The organism is Kitasatospora sp. NBC_01246 (assembly GCF_036226505.1).
Lineage (GTDB): Bacteria > Actinomycetota > Actinomycetes > Streptomycetales > Streptomycetaceae > Kitasatospora.
This window is the reverse complement of sequence record NZ_CP108484.1, coordinates 2,593,176-2,610,607: the sequence shown is the minus strand read 5'-3', so window position 1 is coordinate 2,610,607 and position 17,432 is coordinate 2,593,176. Positions and strand designations below refer to the sequence as shown.

Genomic DNA, 17,432 nt, shown 5'->3' with positions numbered 1-17,432 from the left:
TACCAGGTCGCCCCGCCCGGGTGACAAGGCATGATGGGCGGAGGGCGGCTGTGACCAGCACCATCAAGAGGAGTAGTCGGAATGAAGATCGGCATTGTCGGGGCCACCGGCCAGGTCGGCGGCGTGGTCCGCGAGATCCTGGCGGAGCGCGCAGGACTTCCCGGAGGTGTGGGTCCGGTGGAGCAGCTGCGGCTGTTCGCCTCGGCCCGTTCGGCCGGGCGCACGCTGCCCTGGCAGGGCACCGACATCACCGTCGAGGACGCGGCCACGGCCGACTACACCGGCCTGGACATCGTGATCTTCTCGGCGGGCGGCTCCACCTCCAGGGAACTCGCCCCCAAGGCGGCCGCGGCCGGCGCCGTCGTGATCGACAACTCCTCGGCCTGGCGCCGTGACCCCGACGTCCCGCTGGTCGTCTCCGAGGTCAACCCCGACGCCATCGCGAACCGCCCCAAGGGCATCATCGCCAACCCGAACTGCACCACCATGGCGGCCATGCCGGTGCTGCGCCCGCTGCACGACGAGGCCGGCCTCGCCGCGCTGGTCGTCTCCACCTACCAGGCCGTCTCGGGCAGCGGCGTGGCCGGGGTGGCCGAGCTCCAGGACCAGGCCGCCAAGGTCGTCGACGGCGCCTCGGCGCTCGCCCACGACGGCTCCGCGGTCGAGTTCCCCGAGCCCAAGGTCTACAAGCGCCCGATCGCCTTCAACGTGCTGCCGCTGGCCGGCTCCATCGTCGAGGACGGCTCCAACGAGACCGACGAGGAGCAGAAGCTCCGCCACGAGAGCCGCAAGATCCTCGGCATCCCCGGGCTGAAGGTGGCCGGCACCTGCGTGCGCGTCCCGGTCTTCTCCGGCCACTCGCTGCAGATCAACGCCCGCTTCGAGCGCCCGATCAGCCCCGAGCGCGCCGTCGAGCTGCTCGCCGCCGCCCCCGGCGTCGAGCTGAGCGAGATCCCCACCCCGCTCCAGGCCGCGGGCAAGGACCCGAGCTTCGTCGGCCGCATCCGCGTCGACGAGACGGTGGAGAACGGGCTGTCGCTGTTCGTCTCCAACGACAACCTGCGCAAGGGCGCCGCGCTCAACGCCGTCCAGCTGGCCGAACTCGTCGCCGCCGAGCTCAAGGGCTGAGCACGCGGTCGCACCCGGCGGGCCCCGTCCTCGGACGGGGCCCGCCGCGCGTTCCCGGCCCTCGCCCGCGCCCCGGCCGCACCTCGCGCGCACCTCGCCCGCGCCCCGGCCGCACCGCCGCCGGATGTTGCCGGACCGCGACATCCGCCGAGATTCGGCGGGCGAACCAGGGGTAAAGGTGACCCAACGATCGGGCGGCCACGGGCACCCTCACCCCACGGGCCCGAGCGCCGGGCCGACCGCGCCCACCCGGCAGCGCCGCACACCGGCGCCGCCGGATCCCCGAGGGCGAGCGAAAAGAGGTGCGCGATGGACCGCTGTGTCGTCCTGGTGGACGCCGGTTACCTGCTGGGCGCCGCCGCCAGCCTGCTCGCCGGCGACCCGAGCCGTTCCCGGGTCAGTGTCGACCACACCGCGCTCATCACCGCGCTGCGCGAGCGCGCCGAGGCCGAGACCGGGCTGCCGCTGCTGCGGATCTACTGGTTCGACGCCGCCCCCGACCGCCGCCCGATGCCCGAGCACCGCCGGCTCCGGGTCCTGCCGCGGGTCACCGTCCGGCTGGGCGCCCTGACCAGGGCGGAGGGCCGCTGGGTGCAGAAGGGCGTGGACGCCGCGATGCACGCCGAGCTCTCCGAGCTCGCCCGCAACCGGGCCTGCGCGGACGTCGTGCTGATCACCGGCGACGGGGACCTGCTGCCCGGCATGATGTCCGCCAAGGAGCACGGCGTGGTCGTGCACCTCTGGGCGCTGCAGGCCGCCGACGGCGACTTCAACCAGTCCGAGGACCTGGTCGGCGAGGCGGACGAGCGGCGGGTGCTCGACCGGGAGTGGATCGAGGGCTCGTTCACCCTGCGCGACACCGCCACCGCCTTCCCCGCCCCCGGGCCGCGCCACGAGATCGCCAAGATCCTGGCCGCCCCGCCCGCCGCCGTCGCGTCCGCCGCCCGGCCCGCCGCCGTCCCCGCGGCCGAGCAGGTGCCGGTGGCGAACGGGCGCGCCACCGGGACGGCCACCGCGCTGAAGGTCGTGCCGACGCCCAAGGACCTCGCCGGGCGCACCCCCCAGCTGCCGGCGACGGCGGCGCACCCCACCGGCCCGGTGCTGCGCTGGTCGTCGGACCGGGGCTGGGTCGAGCGGCCCGCCGCCGAACAGGCCGTCACCGCCGGGGACGGCCTGCCCACGCTGGCCCAGCTGACCACCGCCGAGCAGCGCTGGGCCGATCGCGAGGAGGACATCACCACCATCGGCGGGGACGCCCACGAGGTCGGCCAGGTGTTCGCCCGCCGCTGGACGGAGCGGCTCGGCGACGTCGAACGGCTCACCGTGCTCTGGCCCGACTACCCGCGCATCCCGCACCGGGTCGACGGCGAGCTGCTCCGCTACGCGGCCCGGTTCGGGCTGCTCGCGCACAAGGACGACCAGATCGACGAGCACGACCGGTACGCCATCCGGGCGGGATTCTGGAAGGAGCTCGCCGGCCGGGTGCCGGGCGGGGACCTCGTCGTCGACGACTGACCCGCCCCGCGGCCCCGGGCGGCCGGGCCCCCTTGTCCGGCCGGCCGCGTCCACCGCGTAGAGTCTTCGCTCGTGAGCGAGGGCAAGGAGCGGAGCGTCGACAGGGACGCGATCCGTGGTGCGACCGCTCGGTGGAGCGAGGCGGGCGGATGAGCGAGACGGCCGGGCGGGCACCCGGGGAGGCTTCGCCGTGCTGTGCCGTACGCGACCTGGTCAAGACCTACCGCGCCGGACGCGGCGCCGGGGCCGCCGGTGAGATCCGGGCCAACGACAGCATCAGCCTGACCGTCCGGCAGGGTGAGATCTTCGGGCTGCTGGGGCCGAACGGAGCCGGCAAGTCCACGCTGGTCCGCCAGCTCACCGGCCTGCTGCGGCCCGACTCGGGCTCCATCGAGCTGCTCGGCCACGACGTCGTCCGCCACCCCGAGCGGGCCGCCCGCCTGCTGGGCTACCTCGGCCAGGAGTCCAGCGCGCTGGACGAGCTGACCGTCGCGCTCGCCGCCGAGACCACCGGCCGGCTGCGCGGCCTCACCCGGGCCCGGGCCCGGGCCGAGGCCGCCGACGTGCTGACCGAACTCGCCCTGGAACCGCTCGCCCACCGGCCGCTCGCCAAGCTCTCCGGCGGCCAGCGCCGCCTCGCCTGCTTCGCCGCCGCGCTGGTGGGGGAGCGGCCGCTGCTGGTGCTGGACGAGCCGACCACCGGCATGGACCCGGTCGCCCGCCGCGCGGTCTGGAGCGCCGTCGACCGCCGGCGCGCCGAACGGCGGACCACCGTGCTGCTGGTCACCCACAACGTCATCGAGGCCGAGACCGTGCTGGACCGCGTAGCGGTCGTGGACGAGGGCCGGGTGATCGCCTGCGACACCCCCGGCGGACTCAAGGCACTGGTGGACGGTGACGTCCGGCTGGACCTGGTCTGGCGGGACGAGGCACCGATGGCGGTGCCCGCCGTCGCCGCGCTCGCCGAGCGGGCCGAGCGCACCGGCCGGCGCTGGACCGTGCGCACCAGCCCCGAGCGGGCCCGCGAACTGGTCGCCGCCGTCACCACCGGCCCGGCCTTCGCCGCGCTGGACGACTTCACCCTGGCCACCCCGAGCCTTGAGGACGCCTACCTCAAGCTGGGCGGCCGCCATGGAGGACTGGCCAAGTGACGCTGCTCTCGGTGCCGCCGCAGACCGCCGGGGCCCTGGCCGGCGGGCCCGCCCCGCTGGCCCCCGCCGCCCGGCTGCTGCCCGCGCTGGCCGCCGTCTACCGGGCGCAGCTGGCCCGGGCCAAGGTGGCCCGCATCCCGCTGCTGTTCGTGGCGACCTTCCAGTCGCTCGGCATCCTGGTGATGATGCGGGGCGTCGTCGACCCGGGGCAGACCTCGGCCGCGCGGTCGGTGGTGGCCGGCTCCAGCGTGCTGGTGGTGGCCTTCGTCGCGCTCAACCTGCTGGCCCAGTACTTCGGCCGGCTGCGGGCCACCGGCGGCCTCGACCACTACGCGACGCTGCCCGTCCCGGCGGCCTCGGTGGTCCTCGGCGCGGCCGCCGCGTACGCCTCCTTCACGCTGCCGGGCACCCTGGTGACGGCCGTCGCCGGGGCCTGGATGTTCGGGCTGCCGATGGGACAGCTCTGGGTGCTGCTCGCGGTGGTGCCGCTGGCCGGGGCGGCGCTCTCCGGGCTGGGCGCGGCCTGCGGGCTGCTGGCGCCCAAGCAGGAGATCGCCACCATGCTGGGGCAGCTCGGCATGTCGGCGGCGCTGCTGCTGGGCGTGCTCCCGGTGGACAACCTGCCGCAGCCGGTGCTCTGGCTGCGCGAGCTGCTGCCCTCCACGTACGGCGTCGAGGCGTTCGCCCGGACCTTCGCGGCCGACCCGGACTGGGCGGCGGTGGCGGGCGACCTGGCGGTCTGCGCCGGGGTCGGCGTGGCGTCGCTCGCGGTGGCCACCTGGGCGTACCGGCGGGCCACCACCCGCTAGGGCTTCTCCGATCGATTCGCGTCGCACCGGCGGGCGGCGGGAGGTGCCGGGCAAGCCCCGGGCCCGTGCGACGGTCCCGCCGCGCCAGGCCGGGCGGGCTCCGGGCGCGGGCCGGTACGGGTGGCGGGTCCGTTCGGGCGGCGGTCGTGAAACGATGGGGCCCGTGACCGTACCGAACACACCTCCGGACCCCCTGCGTGCCGCCGCGGGCACCGACGCGGACGCCACCGCCCCTGGTCCGGCCGCCGGCCGGGACCCGTACGCGCCGCCGCCCGTGGACCAGGCCGTCCTGCGGGCCGCGGACCGGCGGGCGCCGCTGGAGCGGCTGCTGCCCGAGCTGAAGGTCGGTGCGGTCACGGTGCTGGCCTGTCTGGCGCTGGGTCTGCTGATGGCGGTGCTCTGGGCCTGGCTGGCGCCGAAGGTGCCGCTGGTGGTCGACGGCAACAAGATCCTCTACGGCGACCCGGAGGGCGAGCAGCGGGCCGGGGCGGACAGCGTCTTCGTGCTGATCGGGCTGGGCATGGGCATCGTGACCGCGCTCGGCGCCTTCCTGTTCACCCGGCGGCGCGGCGGCGGGATCGCGGTGGCGACCGGCCTCGCGGTCGGCGGCCTGCTGGCCTCGGTGGGCGCCTGGGGCCTGGGCCGGCGGCTCGGCCCGGCGAGCGACCTCGTCGCCGAGGCACGGCGGGTCGGCAACGGCGGCCACTTCGACGCGGACATCGACCTCGGTGCCTACGGCGCGCTGCTGGCCTGGCCGATGGCCGCGATGGTGGTGCTGCTGGCGCTCTCGGCCGCCTTCGGCAAGCGCGAGGAGGACCCGCCGCCGTACTGGGCGGGCCCGTACGACCCGCAGCGGCCGGTGGCCGGGCCGCCCGGCGCGGCCGGTCCGCTGCCCGGCGGGCCGTTCCACCCGGGCCCGGCGGGGGAGCACCCGGGCGACCGCACGCCGCAGGACCAGCCGCCGCAGGGCCGGCCGCCGCAGGGCCGCACGCCGTGACGGCGCACCGGGCGGGGGCGGCCTTCGCCGGACCCGCCCGGTGCGCCCCGGCGGTCAGCGGCCGATCGGGGCGGTCAGCGCGCCGGTGACGCCGACCAGGTCGGCCGGGGCCAGCTCGACCTCCAGCCCGCGCCGGCCGGCCGAGACGTACACCGTGGCGTGGGCGAGCGCGCTGTCGTCCACCACGGTGCGCAGCGGGCGGCGCTGACCGAGCGGGGAGATCCCGCCGAGGACGTAGCCGCTGCTGCGCTCGGCGGCCGCCGGGTCCGCCATCGCGGCCCGCTTGCCGCCGACGGCGGTGGCGAGCGCCTTGAGGTCCAGCCGGCCCGCGACCGGGACGACGCCCACCGTGAGCACCCCGTCGACATCGGCGACCAGGGTCTTGAAGACCCGCTCGGGCGGCACGCCGAGCACCTCGGCGGCCTCGCCGCCGTAGGAGGCGGCGGCCGGATCGTGCGGGTAGGAGTGCACGGTGAACGCCACCGCGGCGTTCTCCAGGGCGACGGTGGCGGGCGTTCCCCCGCCGGCCTTCTTCGGCTTCCTGGCCATCGGGACCTCTTCGAACGCGTGAGTGGGCGTGGTCAGTTGGGACTGAACGACTGCCGGGTCAGATCGACCGCGGGCAGCGACGGCAGCCAGCTGAGCACCGCCGTCTCGCGGCGCAGCAGCTCCAGCTCGGAGGTCAGCCGCCGGGCGGTGTCGGGGCAGGCCAGCAGCTCCTGCTTGACCGGCGTCCCGAACACCGAGGCCGCGGCCACCAGGTAGGAGAGCACCTGCGGGTCGTCCGGCAGCTCCTGGCGGCCGACCGTGCTCGCCTCGCGGGCGCCGGCCAGCCGCTTCTGGTACGCCCGGAACGCCCGCTCGACGCCGGAGGCCAGTGCCCCGGCGCCCTCGCCGGGCAGCTCCTCGAGCGTCTCGATCTCGCCGTTCAGGTACGCGCCGCCGGTGTCCACCGAGCGCAGCCGGAACCGGGTGGTGCCGGTGACCAGCAGCTCGTACCTGCCGTCCGGCTGCTCCTGGGCCGAGGCGACGTCGGCCACGCAGCCGACGTGGTACAGCGCCTCCAGAGGGTCCCCGGTGACGGTGCCCAGGCCGTCCAGCGGACCGGCCGGGCCCTCCTCGGGCCGGACCGGCGCGACCTCGCGGCCGTCCTTGATGGCGAGCACGCCGAACCGCCGCGGCTGGTCCTCGGGGAGGGCGAGCAGGTCGGCGACCAGACGGCGGTAACGCTCCTCGAAGATGTTCAGGGGCATCACCAGGCCCGGGTAGAGCACGGTGTTCAGCGGGAAGAGCGGCAGCCGTTCTGTCACGGCCGACAGCGTAGTTCCCCGGACGGCCGCCTCGCGCCCGGGTTATCCGCGCTGGAGCATCCGGGTCGCGCCCGCGGCGACCGTGGTGGCGAGGATCCAGCCGACGATCACCAGCCCGGAGGCCACCCACTGGCTGAACCCGCCGGGGTTCCAGCCCTGCTGACCGAGGTCGACGACCGGCAGCAGCTGGCCGAGCGCGTAGAGCACCGGGTTCCAGTGCGGGCTCTCGTCGGCCTTGAGCGGCTGGAGCCGGTGGGCCGCGAAGTAGCCGCTGCCGAGCGCCCAGGCGAGCAGCAGCCAGAGCGCGGCCCGGCCGGGGCGGAAGCCGTAGCCGACGGTGACGTCCTGGACCCGGCCCCAGAGCCGGGCCGGCAGCGGCAGGGTCTGCCGGCGGCGGCGCTGCTTGGCGTACAGCACCTCACGGGCGTCGTCGTCGGCGCCGTCGCGGCGCAGGGCGGCGGCCAGCTGCTCGTAGGACTCGGGCTGGAACTCCACCGAGGAGCCCTCCAGCCAGGCGATCCGCTGCGGGACGGTGAAGGGCGCGGCCGGGCGCAGGCACTCGTAGGTGAAGCCGGTGAGGCCGAGGTGCCTGCCGTGCGGCCAGGAGTCCGGGGCGTCGACCAGGTTGCCCACCCGGGCGCGCGAGAGCGAGACCTTGCCGGTGGGCGGGGTGCGGCAGGTGAAGCGCAGCTCGGGGGTCTGGATCCGGCGCAGCGCCAGCTCGTCGTCCGTGCCCAGGTGGAACTCGGCGTCGGAGATCAGGCAGGCGTTGTCGAAGCGGCTGTCCGAGAGCCGGACGGCGCCGTGCGCGCGGAACGGCGTGCCGGCCACGCCGGCCGTGACGACCTGGCCGTAGCCGGAGCCGTAGTACGAGCCGGAGGAGGACCAGCCGCCGTCCGCCGAGCCGCTGAGGTACAGGGTGTGGCCGACGGTGAGCCGGACGGCGTTGAGGGCGTTCGGGTTCTCCGGGACGGCGTACAGCTGGGCGCCGCGCAGCGAGAGCCGGCCGCCGATCCGGGCGGAGCGCAGGCTGACCTCGCCGCGCGACTCCAGCCGGTCCGCCTCGAAGTCCTGGCTGACGGCCAGGCCGTCGGCGGACAGCGCCCGGCCGAACCGGTCGCCGCCGAGGACGGCCTGGTTGAGCAGCAGGTCGGTGCCGATCCGGGAGTCGGTGAGCCGGACGCCGCCCGGTATTCGGCAGCGGGCCAGGTGCAGGTCGCCGGAGGTGGTCAGGCGGGAGGCCTCCAGCCGGGGGATCGCGCAGCTGACGAAGCGCAGGGTGCCGGCGTCGGCCTCGGACACCAGGACCTTCCGCTCGAAGCGGCAGTCGTGCACCTCGACGTAGTGGCCGATGGTGCCGCCGGCCAGCACCAGCGGGCCGGTGACCCGGGCGCCGGTCAGCTTGAGCGAGGCGACCCGGCCGGGGGCGGCCGGCGGGCCGTCCAGCAGCAGGTGGGCCAGGACCTCGGCGCGGACGGTGCGCCCGGGGCCCCAGGGCGCGTCGCCGAAGGGGTCGTCCAGTGGGGTGCCGGTCCGGCCGCCGGCGCCGTTCGCCGGTTCGGCGCCGCGGGCCCGCAGGTCGTACACCTCGCCCTGGCGGAACGCCTCCCAGAGCCCCTGCTCGGTCCGCGTCCAGCCGTCCGGCGCACGCTCCGCCATCGTTCCCCCGTCTCCCCCGGTCGTCTCGCCTTTCGTATCACGGACTGAAATGCGGGGCCGCCGGTTCCGGCCACTCCTTACACTGGGTGGCGTGATCTCTCGAATCGACCTGCGCGGATCCCTCGACGACCCGCGCGACCTGCTGCCCCGTGCCGACTTCGACGTCGCGGCCGCCCTGGAGACGGTGCGCCCGATCGCCGAGGACGTGCATCATCGCGGGGTCGCGGCGCTGATCGACATCACCGAGCGTTTCGACGGCGTGCGGCTGGAGTCCACCCGGGTGCCCGCCGAGCAGCTCGCCGAGGCCCTGGAGACGCTGGACCCGAGGGTCCGCGCCGCGCTGGAGGAGTCGATCCGCCGCGCCCGCCTCGTCCACGCCGACCAGCGCCGCACCGGGCACACCACCCAGGTCGTGCCGGGTGGCACGGTCACCCAGCGCTGGGTGCCGGTGGACCGGGTCGGCCTGTACGTGCCGGGCGGCCTCGCCGTCTACCCGTCCTCCGTCGTGATGAACGTGGTGCCCGCGCAGGAGGCCGGGGTGACCGGCATCGCGGTGACCTCGCCGCCACAGAAGGCCTTCGGCGGCCGGGTGCACCCGACGATCCTGGCGGCCTGCGCGCTGCTCGGCGTCACCGAGGTGTACGCGGTCGGCGGCGCCCAGGCGGTCGCCATGTTCGCGCTCGGCACCGAGGAGTGCGAGCCGGTCAACATGGTCACCGGTCCGGGCAACATCTACGTGGCGGCGGCCAAGCGGTACTTCGCGGGCCGGATCGGCATCGACTCCGAGGCCGGTCCGACCGAGATCGCCGTCCTCGCCGACGACAGCGCCGACCCGGCGGAGGTCGCGGCCGACCTGATCAGCCAGGCCGAGCACGGCCCGACCTCCGGCTCGGTGCTGGTCACCGACTCGCCCGAGCTGGCCGAGGCGGTCGAGGCCGAGCTGAAGACGCAGGTCGCCCGGACGAAGCACAGCGCGCGGGTGGCCGAGGCGCTGGGCGGCCGGCAGTCCGGCGTCATCCTGGTCGACGACCTGACGCAGGGCCTGGCGGTGGTGAACGCGTACGCCGCCGAGCACCTGGAGATCCAGACCCGGGACGCCCACGCGGTCGCCGACCGGGTCCGCAACGCCGGCGCGATCTTCATCGGCCGCTACACCCCGGTCTCGCTGGGCGACTACGCGGCCGGTTCCAACCACGTGCTGCCGACCGGCGGCTGCGCCTGCCACTCCTCCGGACTCTCCGTGCAGACCTTCCTGCGCGGCGTCCAGGTCGTCGAGTACGACCGGGAGGCGCTGGCCGGCATCGCCGCGCACGTCGTCAACCTCGCGGACGCCGAGGACCTCCCCGGTCACGGCGACGCCGTCAAGGCACGTTTCGTGGGAGACGAACAGAACTGGCACAGCGACTGGACGGTTCCCCGCTCGTGAAGATCGACGACCTCCCCATCCGCGACGAACTGCGCGGACAGTCCCCGTACGGCGCACCGCAGTTGGACGTCCCCGTCCAGCTGAACACCAACGAGAACCCGTACCCGCTGCCCGCGGAGCTGGTGGCCCGGATCGCCGAGCGGGTGGCCGAGGCCGCCCGCGGCCTCAACCGCTACCCCGACCGGGACGCGGTCGAGCTGCGCGAGGGCCTGGCCGCCTACCTGACCACGACGACCGGTTTCGCGCGCACCCGCGAGCAGGTCTGGGCCGCCAACGGCTCCAACGAGATCCTGCAGCAGCTGCTCCAGACCTTCGGCGGCCCCGGCCGCACGGCGCTGGGCTTCGAGCCCTCCTACTCGATGCACGCGCTGATCTCCCGGGGCACCGGCACCGGCTGGCTCTCCGGGCCGCGCAACGCGGACTTCACCATCGACGTGGACGCCGCCGTCGCGGCGATCGCCGAGCACCGGCCGAACGTCGTCTTCGTCTGCTCGCCGAACAACCCGACCGGCACCGCCGTCGCCGCCGACGTGGTGCTGCGGCTCTACGACGCCGCGCAGGCCGCCCGGCCCAGCCTGGTGGTCGTGGACGAGGCGTACGTCGAGTTCTCGCACCGCGCCTCGCTGCTGCCGCTGCTGGAGGGCCGCCCCAACCTGGTGGTCACCCGCACCATGTCCAAGGCCTTCGGCGCGGCGGGCCTGCGGCTGGGCTACCTGGCCGCCGACGCGGCCGTGGTGGACGCGGTGCAGCTGGTCCGGCTGCCGTACCACCTGTCGGCCGTCACCCAGGCCACCGCGCTGGCCTGCCTGGAGCACACCGACACCCTGCTCGGGTACGTGGGCCGGCTCAAGGCCGAGCGGGACCGGCTGGTCGACGCGCTGCGCGGGCTGGGCCTGGAGGTGACCGAGTCGGACGCCAACTTCGTCCAGTTCGGCCGCTTCGCGGACACCCACGCCGTCTGGCAGGCGATCCTCGACCGGGGCGTCCTGGTCCGGGACAACGGCGTGCCCGGGTGGCTGCGCGTCACCGCCGGCACCCCGGCCGAGAACGACGCCTTCCTGGACGCCGTCCGCTCCGCCCTCCCGTCGCCCGCCCCCACCCCCGCAGCGGCGCGCTCCGCGCGCGCGGCCAGTCAGGAGCTGTAACCCGCATGTCCCGCATCGGACGCGTTGAACGCACCACCAAGGAGACCTCGGTCCTGGTCGAGATCGATCTCGACGGCACCGGCCGGACCGAGATCTCCACGGGCGTCGGGTTCTACGACCACATGCTCGACCAGCTCGGCCGCCACGGCCTCTTCGACCTCACCGTGAAGACCGACGGCGACCTGCACATCGACACCCACCACACCATCGAGGACACCGCCCTCGCGCTGGGCGCCGCCTTCAAGCAGGCGCTCGGCGACAAGGTCGGCATCTACCGGTTCGGCAACTGCACGGTGCCGCTGGACGAGTCGCTCGCCCAGGTCACGGTGGACCTCTCCGGCCGCCCCTACCTGGTGCACACCGAGCCGGAGTCGATGGCGCCGATGATCGGCAGCTACGACACCACCATGACCCGGCACATCCTGGAGTCCTTCGTGGCCCAGGCGCAGGTCGCCCTGCACGTCCACGTGCCGTACGGGCGCAACGCGCACCACATCGTGGAGTGCCAGTTCAAGGCGCTGGCCCGGGCCCTGCGCTACGCCTCCGAGCGCGACCCGCGCGCGGTCGGCATCCTCCCCTCGACCAAGGGTGCGCTGTGAGCAAGTCCGCGATCGTCCTCCTCTTCGTCGGCCTGTTCCTGGCCGGCGGCGTCATCTCGTTCTGGAAGCAGAAGATCCCGAAGGGCGTCATCGCCGTGCTCGCCATAGGCTCGGTGCTCTGCCTGGCCTCCGGCCTCATGCGGCTGTAGACCCGCGCCCGGCGCCGCCCCGCGGGACGGCGCCGCACAGAGCCGCTTCGGAACAGCCGAGAGACTTGGACACCTGAACATGGGCAAGAACGTCGTCGTACTCGACTACGGGTCGGGCAACCTCCGCTCGGCCCAGCGCGCCGTCGAGCGCACCGGCGCGACCGTCACCGTCACGTCGGACTTCCAGGCCGCGATGGACGCGGACGGCCTGCTCGTCCCCGGCGTCGGGGCCTTCGAGGCCTGCATGCGCGGGCTGAAGGCCGTCCGCGGCGAGCAGATCATCGGCCGCCGCCTCGCCGGCGGCCGCCCGGTGCTGGGCATCTGCGTCGGCATGCAGATCCTCTTCGAGAAGGGGGTCGAGCACGGCGTGGAGACGCCCGGCTGCGACGAGTGGCCGGGCACCGTCGAGCCGCTGGACGCGCCGGTCGTCCCACACATGGGCTGGAACACCGTCGACGCCCCCGAGGGCAGCCGGCTCTTCGCCGGCCTGGACGCCGACACCCGCTTCTACTTCGTGCACTCCTACGCGGTGCGCCGCTGGGAGCTGGAGGTCCACAGCGCGCGGCTGCACGCCCCGCTGGTGACCTGGGCCACGCACGGGCAGCCGTTCGTCGCGGCCGTCGAGAACGGCCCGCTCTGGGCCACCCAGTTCCACCCCGAGAAGTCCGGCGACGCCGGCGCCGCCCTCCTGACCAACTGGGTCAACACCCTCTGACAATCTGAGAGTTGCCACCATCATGAGCCGCCTCGAACTGCTCCCCGCCGTCGACGTCCGGGACGGCCAGGCCGTCCGCCTGGTCAAGGGAGCCTCCGGCACCGAGACCTCCTTCGGCGAGCCGCTCGCCGCCGCCCTCGCCTGGCAGAACGCCGGTGCCGAGTGGCTCCACCTGGTCGACCTGGACGCCGCGTTCGGCACCGGTAGCAACCGCGACCTGCTCCGTGAGGTGACCGCCGCGCTGGACATCAAGGTCGAGCTGTCCGGCGGCATCCGCGACGACGAGTCGCTGGCCGCGGCCCTCGCCACCGGCTGCACCCGGGTCAACCTGGGCACCGCCGCCCTGGAGAGCCCCGAGTGGGTCGCCAAGGTCATCGCCGAGCACGGCGACAAGATCGCCGTCGGCCTGGACGTGGTCGGCACCACCCTGCGCGGCCGCGGCTGGACCCGCGACGGCGGCCAGCTCTTCGACGTGCTGGCCCGCCTGGACGCCGAGGGCTGCGCCCGCTACGTGGTCACCGACGTCAACCGGGACGGCACCCTGACCGGCCCCAACCTGCGGCTGCTGCGCGACGTCTGCGCCGCCACCGACAAGCCGGTGGTCGCCTCCGGCGGCGTCTCCTCGCTGGACGACCTGCGCGCCATCGCCACTCTCGTCGGCGAGGGTGTCGAGGGAGCCATCGTGGGCAAGGCACTCTACGAGCAGAAGTTCACCCTCGAAGAGGCCCTGGAGGCGGTTTCAGGATGACGGAACGTCAGGTCGTACGCGGTCGGGTGGCCGGGTTCTCCCCCAAGGAGGACGAGTTCGGCTACTCGCGGGCGGTCGCCGCGGGAGACCACGTGCACGTGGCCGGCTCCACCGCCTGGGTGGACGGGAAGATCGAGCACGAGGGCGACCCGTACCTGCAGACCCTCGCCGCGTTCGGCGTGGGCCTCAAGGCCCTGGCCGCGTACGGCCTGACGACGGACGACGTGGTCCGTACCCGGATGTACATCACCCACTCCCGCGACGCCGACGAGGTGGGCCGCGCCCACCGCGCGCTCTTCGACGCCGCCCGCCCGGCGGCCACCATGGTGGTGGTCGACGGCCTGATCGACTCCCGGATGATGGTCGAGGTCGAACTCGACGCCTACCGCGCCGGGCTCGCACGCACTCTGGAAGGCAAACAGCCGTGACCCTCGCCGTACGTGTCATCCCCTGCCTGGACGTCGACGCCGGCCGGGTGGTGAAGGGCGTCAACTTCCAGAACCTGCGCGACGCCGGTGACCCGGTCGAGATGGCCAAGCTCTACGACGCCGAGGGTGCCGACGAGCTGACCTTCCTCGACATCACCGCCTCCTCCGGCGACCGCGAGACCACCTACGACGTGGTCCGCCGCACCGCCGAGCAGGTCTTCATCCCGCTCACCGTCGGCGGCGGCATCCGGGCCGTCGACGACGTCGACAGGCTGCTGCGGGCCGGGGCGGACAAGGTGGGCGTCAACACCGCGGCCATCGCCCGCCCGGAGCTGGTCCGGGAGATCGCCCAGCGCTTCGGCCGGCAGGTGCTGGTGCTGTCGGTGGACGCCCGGCGCTGCCCCGAGGGCACCGAGACCGCCTCGGGCTTCGAGGTCACCACGCACGGCGGGCGCCGCGGCACCGGCCTGGACGCCGTCGAGTGGGCGGGCCGCGCGGCCGAGCTGGGCGCGGGCGAGATCCTGCTCAACTCGATGGACGCGGACGGCACCAAGGACGGCTACGACCTGGAGCTGGTCCGGGCCGTCCGCAAGACCGTCGCCGTCCCGGTGATCGCCTCCGGCGGCGCCGGCAAGCTCGCCGACTTCGCCCCGGCGGTGGAGGCCGGCGCGGACGCCGTCCTGGCCGCCAGCGTCTTCCACTTCGGCGACCTGCGGATCGGCGAGGTCAAGGACGCGCTGCGGGCGGCCGGGCACCCCGTCCGCTGAGGCCGCGCCGCCCGGGCCGCCCGCGTGCGCGGCCGGCCCGGGCGGCTCCGCTCAGGCGTCCTGCCGCGGTTCGCCCTTGATCAGGGCGAACGGCGCGCCGAACGGGTCCGCCAGCCAGGCGATCCGGCCGACCTCCGGGACGTCCGCGGCGGGCATCAGCACCGTGCCGCCGGCCGACTGGGCGCGGCGCACCAGCTCGTCCACCGTGTCGGTGGCGAAGTACGGCGTCCAGGACGGCGGCTGCCCCTCGTCCCTCACCGGGGCGACGCCGCCGAAGCTGGTGGCCCGCAGGTCGCCCTCGGCGGGGGAGAGCACCAGGTACGTCATCCCCGGGGCCGGGAACTTCTCGTTGCGCCAGCCGAAGACCTTCTCGTAGAAGCCGAATCCGGCCTCCGTGTCAGTGGTGTGCAGCTCGGACCAGACCAGCGCGTTGTCCGCGGACACCGCGTCCAGGCCCTTGGTGGTGCCGGCCTGCCAGATCGCGAACTGCGCGCCCTGCGGGTCGGTCAGCTGGGCCATCCGCCCGGCGTCCATGACGTCGAACGGCGCGGCCCGGACGGTGCCGCCGGCCTGCTCGACGGCCCTGGCGGTGGCGTCCGCGTCCGCGGTCTTGAAGTACGTCGTCCAGGCGGACTTCGCACCCTCCTCGGTGAGCGGCCCGATCGCGCCCACGGTCTTGCCGTCGGCCTGCAGGAAGCCGTAGCCGCCCGCCTCCGGGCCGAGGTCCTGGAACGTCCAGCCGAACACCGCGCCGTAGAAGGCGGCGGCCGCGGCCGGGTCCGGACTGCCGAGGTCGATCCAGCAGGGCGAGCCGGTGGGAAAGTCGGTGGTGAGCATGAGGTGGTGCTCCTTCGACGGAAAGACGGCCGGGCGGCGTTCCGGAGGCGCGGCCGCGCCTCTTCCCGGCCCGTTGCGAGTCTGCACCCCGCCACTGACATCCGCAGCCGGGGCGGCCGCGGGCACGTCCCCGCGGCCGCCCCCCGGGCCCTACCCCCGGGCCGCCGGCAGCGGGAACAGGTGGTGCAGCGCGGCGAGCGCGTCCGGCGGGCCGTCCACCGACAGCTCGGTGCGGGCGCCCCGGCCGTGGACGAACAGCACCAGCTCGCCCGGCTCGCCGGTGATCCGCACCGTCGGCGCCCCCGCCGGGCCGGCCGTCAGGCTCCGCCCGTCCGGGTGGCACAGCTCCAGCCGGGCGGGGGAGCGGCGGCCCTCCAGCCGGGCGAGCAACGGCAGGCGGCGCCAGAGCGCCTCGGCCCGCCCGGGCGGCACCGGCCGCGCCTGCCAGGGGTCGCCCGCCCGCAGGACGTCCTCGGCGTGCACGAAGTACTCCACGGTGTTCGCCGCCTCGTCGGCGCCGGGCAGCGCGAAGGGGGAGAGCAGTGGCGGGCCGGCGCGGAACGTCCGCAGCAACTCCTCGTACGGGCGCTCGGCGTAGCCGGTGCGCACCCGCTCGGTCCAGCCGGCCAGCGGGCCGATCCGGATGCCGGCCGCGGCGTCCGGCCGGTGCTCGCGCAGGACCAGGTGGGCGGCGAGGTCGCGGGTGGTCCACCCGGCGCAGAGGGTGGGGGCGTCCGGTCCGGCGGCGGCGAGGAGTCCGGCCAGCCGGTGGCGCTCGGCGAGGGCGTGGTTCGACATGCGGACAGCCTAGGGGCCCGGCCCCGGGCCCGGCCGTCAGCGCAGGTGTCCGGAGAGCCGGACGCCGCCCGGGCGGTTGCTCGCCGTCAGGGTGCAGGTGAAGTCCCGCCAGCCCTGCTGGTAGTAGGTCATGGACGGACCGAACGGGTACCCGTAGTAGGGGCCGCCGCCGCCCTGGCGGGCCTCGGCGGCGGCCTGCGCCGGCTGGCAGCCCTCCCGCATCGCCTTGCCGATCTGGCTGTCGCCGGTCAGCCCGTCCGGCAGCAGCAGGTCGGCGATCGCCTCGCCGTCGTGCTCGCCCTCGCAGGGGCGGGCCTCCGGCTTGGTGACCGTCTTGTTCAGCTGCGGGTGGTCGAAGCAGGAGCCCACCGGGAGGAAGGTGTACGGCACCGTCCTGGTCGGTGTCGGGGTGGGGGTCGGGGTGGGCGTGGGCACCGGGGGGGCCTTGCTGGGAGCGGGCGGCGGAGCCGGCGCGACCGGCTTCTTCTCGGGCCAGAGCAGCACGGTGGCCACCACCGCGAGCAGGACGGCCAGCACCGCCGAGACGGCGAGGACCAGGCCCCGCGACGGACGGGAGGCGGCTGCGGGGGGCTGCTCGGAGGTCATGGCCACGAGAATGGCCCACTCCGGGGCCCGGTGACAGGCGGTTCGCACAACTCGTACGAGCAGACCGGTCCGGTGCGGCCGAGCGGAGCCCGGCCGCGGACGGGGGTCGGTTAGGCTCGCCCCGGCACGACACGATCCCAGGAGTTTCGGATGCGCGTCGGAATCACCGGTCACCACGGCCTGTCGGGTGGCATCACCGAGATGCTGGTCCGCGGGGACCTCTGGAACCTCGTCACCACCTTCGGCTCCTACGACCTGGTCGGCGTCACCTGCGCCGGCGAGGGCCCCGAGAGCTGGTTCGCCCGGTCCGTGCTGGACCACGGCGGCAAGCTGGAGGTGATCGTCCCCGCCGGGGCGGCGCCGGTGGGCCGCGCCGAGGACCGGCACCGGGGCACCCGGCTGCGGCTGATGAACGAGGCCGGCGCCGTCCACCGGCTCGCCGCCGTCGAGCACGGCGGCCTCGGCGACGACACCGCCCGCGCCCTGGTCGGCATGGTCGACGAGGTGATCGCGGTCTGGGACGGCGAGCCCGGCAGCGAGCCCGCCCACGTCGCCGAACTGGCCCGGCGGGCCGGGCTGTTCGTCCACCGGATCTGGCCGCAGGGCTGCGAGCGGCCTGCCTGAGCCGCGGCCGGGGGCGGGCCG

The 17,432-nt window shown here is 75.0% G+C and carries 20 protein-coding genes; 14 read left to right on the top strand and 6 right to left on the bottom strand.

The genetic code is table 11. The features are described 5' to 3' along the window. The first annotated feature begins 81 nt into the window (after positions 1 to 81). From OG618_RS11420 to OG618_RS11400, 5 genes are all read left to right on the top strand, one after another. Complete coding sequence (locus OG618_RS11420) at positions 82 to 1,128, top strand: aspartate-semialdehyde dehydrogenase (protein ID WP_329487236.1); 1,047 nt, start codon at positions 82 to 84, stop codon at positions 1,126 to 1,128. Positions 1,129 to 1,437: 309 nt separating this feature from the next. Further along, the gene (locus OG618_RS11415; protein ID WP_329487235.1) at positions 1,438 to 2,643 is read left to right on the top strand and encodes an NYN domain-containing protein; all 1,206 of its coding nucleotides are present in this window, start codon (positions 1,438 to 1,440) and stop codon (positions 2,641 to 2,643) included. Between the two features lie 149 nt (positions 2,644 to 2,792). Next, positions 2,793 to 3,794, top strand: coding sequence for an ABC transporter ATP-binding protein (locus OG618_RS11410; protein ID WP_329487234.1), 1,002 nt, complete (start codon positions 2,793 to 2,795; stop codon positions 3,792 to 3,794). Continuing rightward, positions 3,791 to 4,603 (top strand): ABC transporter permease, encoded by an 813-nt coding sequence (locus tag OG618_RS11405; RefSeq protein WP_329487233.1) that lies wholly within the window; start codon positions 3,791 to 3,793, stop codon positions 4,601 to 4,603. The genes OG618_RS11410 and OG618_RS11405 overlap by 4 nt, the downstream gene beginning before the upstream one ends. Positions 4,604 to 4,766: 163 nt before the next feature. Further along, positions 4,767 to 5,600 (top strand): hypothetical protein, encoded by an 834-nt coding sequence (locus OG618_RS11400; protein WP_329487232.1) that lies wholly within the window; start codon positions 4,767 to 4,769, stop codon positions 5,598 to 5,600. Between the two features lie 54 nt (positions 5,601 to 5,654). Here OG618_RS11400 and ybaK read toward each other — a convergent pair whose 3' ends face one another. From ybaK to OG618_RS11385, 3 genes are read right to left on the bottom strand one after another with little or no spacing between them, the layout of a single operon-like run. Then, positions 5,655 to 6,149 carry a Cys-tRNA(Pro) deacylase gene (gene ybaK, locus OG618_RS11395; protein ID WP_329487231.1) on the bottom strand — a complete coding sequence of 165 codons (495 nt, stop codon included), beginning with the start codon at positions 6,147 to 6,149 and terminating at the stop codon, positions 5,655 to 5,657. Between the two features lie 32 nt (positions 6,150 to 6,181). Continuing rightward, the gene (locus tag OG618_RS11390; RefSeq protein ID WP_329487230.1) at positions 6,182 to 6,910 is read right to left on the bottom strand and encodes an LON peptidase substrate-binding domain-containing protein; all 729 of its coding nucleotides are present in this window, start codon (positions 6,908 to 6,910) and stop codon (positions 6,182 to 6,184) included. Between the two features lie 42 nt (positions 6,911 to 6,952). Then, positions 6,953 to 8,569, bottom strand: a complete 1,617-nt coding sequence (locus OG618_RS11385; RefSeq protein ID WP_329487229.1) for an oxidoreductase — start codon at positions 8,567 to 8,569, stop codon at positions 6,953 to 6,955. Positions 8,570 to 8,660: 91 nt separating this feature from the next. Between OG618_RS11385 and hisD the strand changes: the two genes are divergently transcribed. From hisD to hisF, 8 genes are all read left to right on the top strand, one after another. After that, the gene (hisD, locus tag OG618_RS11380; RefSeq protein WP_329487228.1) at positions 8,661 to 9,995 is read left to right on the top strand and encodes a histidinol dehydrogenase; all 1,335 of its coding nucleotides are present in this window, start codon (positions 8,661 to 8,663) and stop codon (positions 9,993 to 9,995) included. Then, complete coding sequence (locus tag OG618_RS11375; RefSeq protein ID WP_329487227.1) at positions 9,992 to 11,140, top strand: histidinol-phosphate transaminase; 1,149 nt, start codon at positions 9,992 to 9,994, stop codon at positions 11,138 to 11,140. Before hisD ends, OG618_RS11375 begins: the two co-directional genes overlap by 4 nt. 5 nt (positions 11,141 to 11,145) lie before the next feature. After that, positions 11,146 to 11,739 carry an imidazoleglycerol-phosphate dehydratase HisB gene (hisB, locus tag OG618_RS11370; RefSeq protein WP_329487226.1) on the top strand — a complete coding sequence of 198 codons (594 nt, stop codon included), beginning with the start codon at positions 11,146 to 11,148 and terminating at the stop codon, positions 11,737 to 11,739. After that, a complete protein-coding gene (locus tag OG618_RS11365) occupies positions 11,736 to 11,888 on the top strand; it encodes a hypothetical protein (RefSeq protein WP_329487225.1) in 153 nt (50 codons plus the stop codon). Before hisB ends, OG618_RS11365 begins: the two co-directional genes overlap by 4 nt. 79 nt (positions 11,889 to 11,967) lie before the next feature. Beyond that, positions 11,968 to 12,603, top strand: coding sequence for an imidazole glycerol phosphate synthase subunit HisH (gene hisH, locus OG618_RS11360; protein WP_329487224.1), 636 nt, complete (start codon positions 11,968 to 11,970; stop codon positions 12,601 to 12,603). Between the two features lie 22 nt (positions 12,604 to 12,625). Continuing rightward, entirely contained in the window at positions 12,626 to 13,351 is a 726-nt protein-coding gene (priA, locus tag OG618_RS11355; protein WP_329487223.1) for a bifunctional 1-(5-phosphoribosyl)-5-((5-phosphoribosylamino)methylideneamino)imidazole-4-carboxamide isomerase/phosphoribosylanthranilate isomerase PriA, read from the top strand. After that, positions 13,348 to 13,779, top strand: coding sequence for a Rid family hydrolase (locus OG618_RS11350; RefSeq protein ID WP_329487222.1), 432 nt, complete (start codon positions 13,348 to 13,350; stop codon positions 13,777 to 13,779). The genes priA and OG618_RS11350 overlap by 4 nt, the downstream gene beginning before the upstream one ends. Beyond that, complete coding sequence (gene hisF, locus OG618_RS11345; RefSeq protein ID WP_329487221.1) at positions 13,776 to 14,546, top strand: imidazole glycerol phosphate synthase subunit HisF; 771 nt, start codon at positions 13,776 to 13,778, stop codon at positions 14,544 to 14,546. The genes OG618_RS11350 and hisF overlap by 4 nt, the downstream gene beginning before the upstream one ends. 51 nt (positions 14,547 to 14,597) lie before the next feature. Here the strand turns inward: hisF and OG618_RS11340 are convergent, their stop codons facing one another. The 3 genes from OG618_RS11340 to OG618_RS11330 all read right to left on the bottom strand — a co-directional run bounded on the left by OG618_RS11340 (position 14,598) and on the right by OG618_RS11330 (position 16,787). Further along, positions 14,598 to 15,383, bottom strand: a complete 786-nt coding sequence (locus tag OG618_RS11340) for a VOC family protein (protein ID WP_329487220.1) — start codon at positions 15,381 to 15,383, stop codon at positions 14,598 to 14,600. A 150-nt stretch (positions 15,384 to 15,533) separates the two neighbouring features. Next, positions 15,534 to 16,181 (bottom strand): TIGR03085 family metal-binding protein, encoded by a 648-nt coding sequence (locus OG618_RS11335; protein ID WP_329487219.1) that lies wholly within the window; start codon positions 16,179 to 16,181, stop codon positions 15,534 to 15,536. A gap of 36 nt (positions 16,182 to 16,217) precedes the next feature. Continuing rightward, positions 16,218 to 16,787, bottom strand: a complete 570-nt coding sequence (locus OG618_RS11330) for a hypothetical protein (RefSeq protein WP_329487218.1) — start codon at positions 16,785 to 16,787, stop codon at positions 16,218 to 16,220. 150 nt (positions 16,788 to 16,937) lie between these two features. Here OG618_RS11330 and OG618_RS11325 point away from each other — a divergent pair, with 150 nt between their 5' ends. Then, positions 16,938 to 17,411 carry a hypothetical protein gene (locus OG618_RS11325; protein WP_329487217.1) on the top strand — a complete coding sequence of 158 codons (474 nt, stop codon included), beginning with the start codon at positions 16,938 to 16,940 and terminating at the stop codon, positions 17,409 to 17,411. Positions 17,412 to 17,432 lie beyond the last annotated feature (21 nt).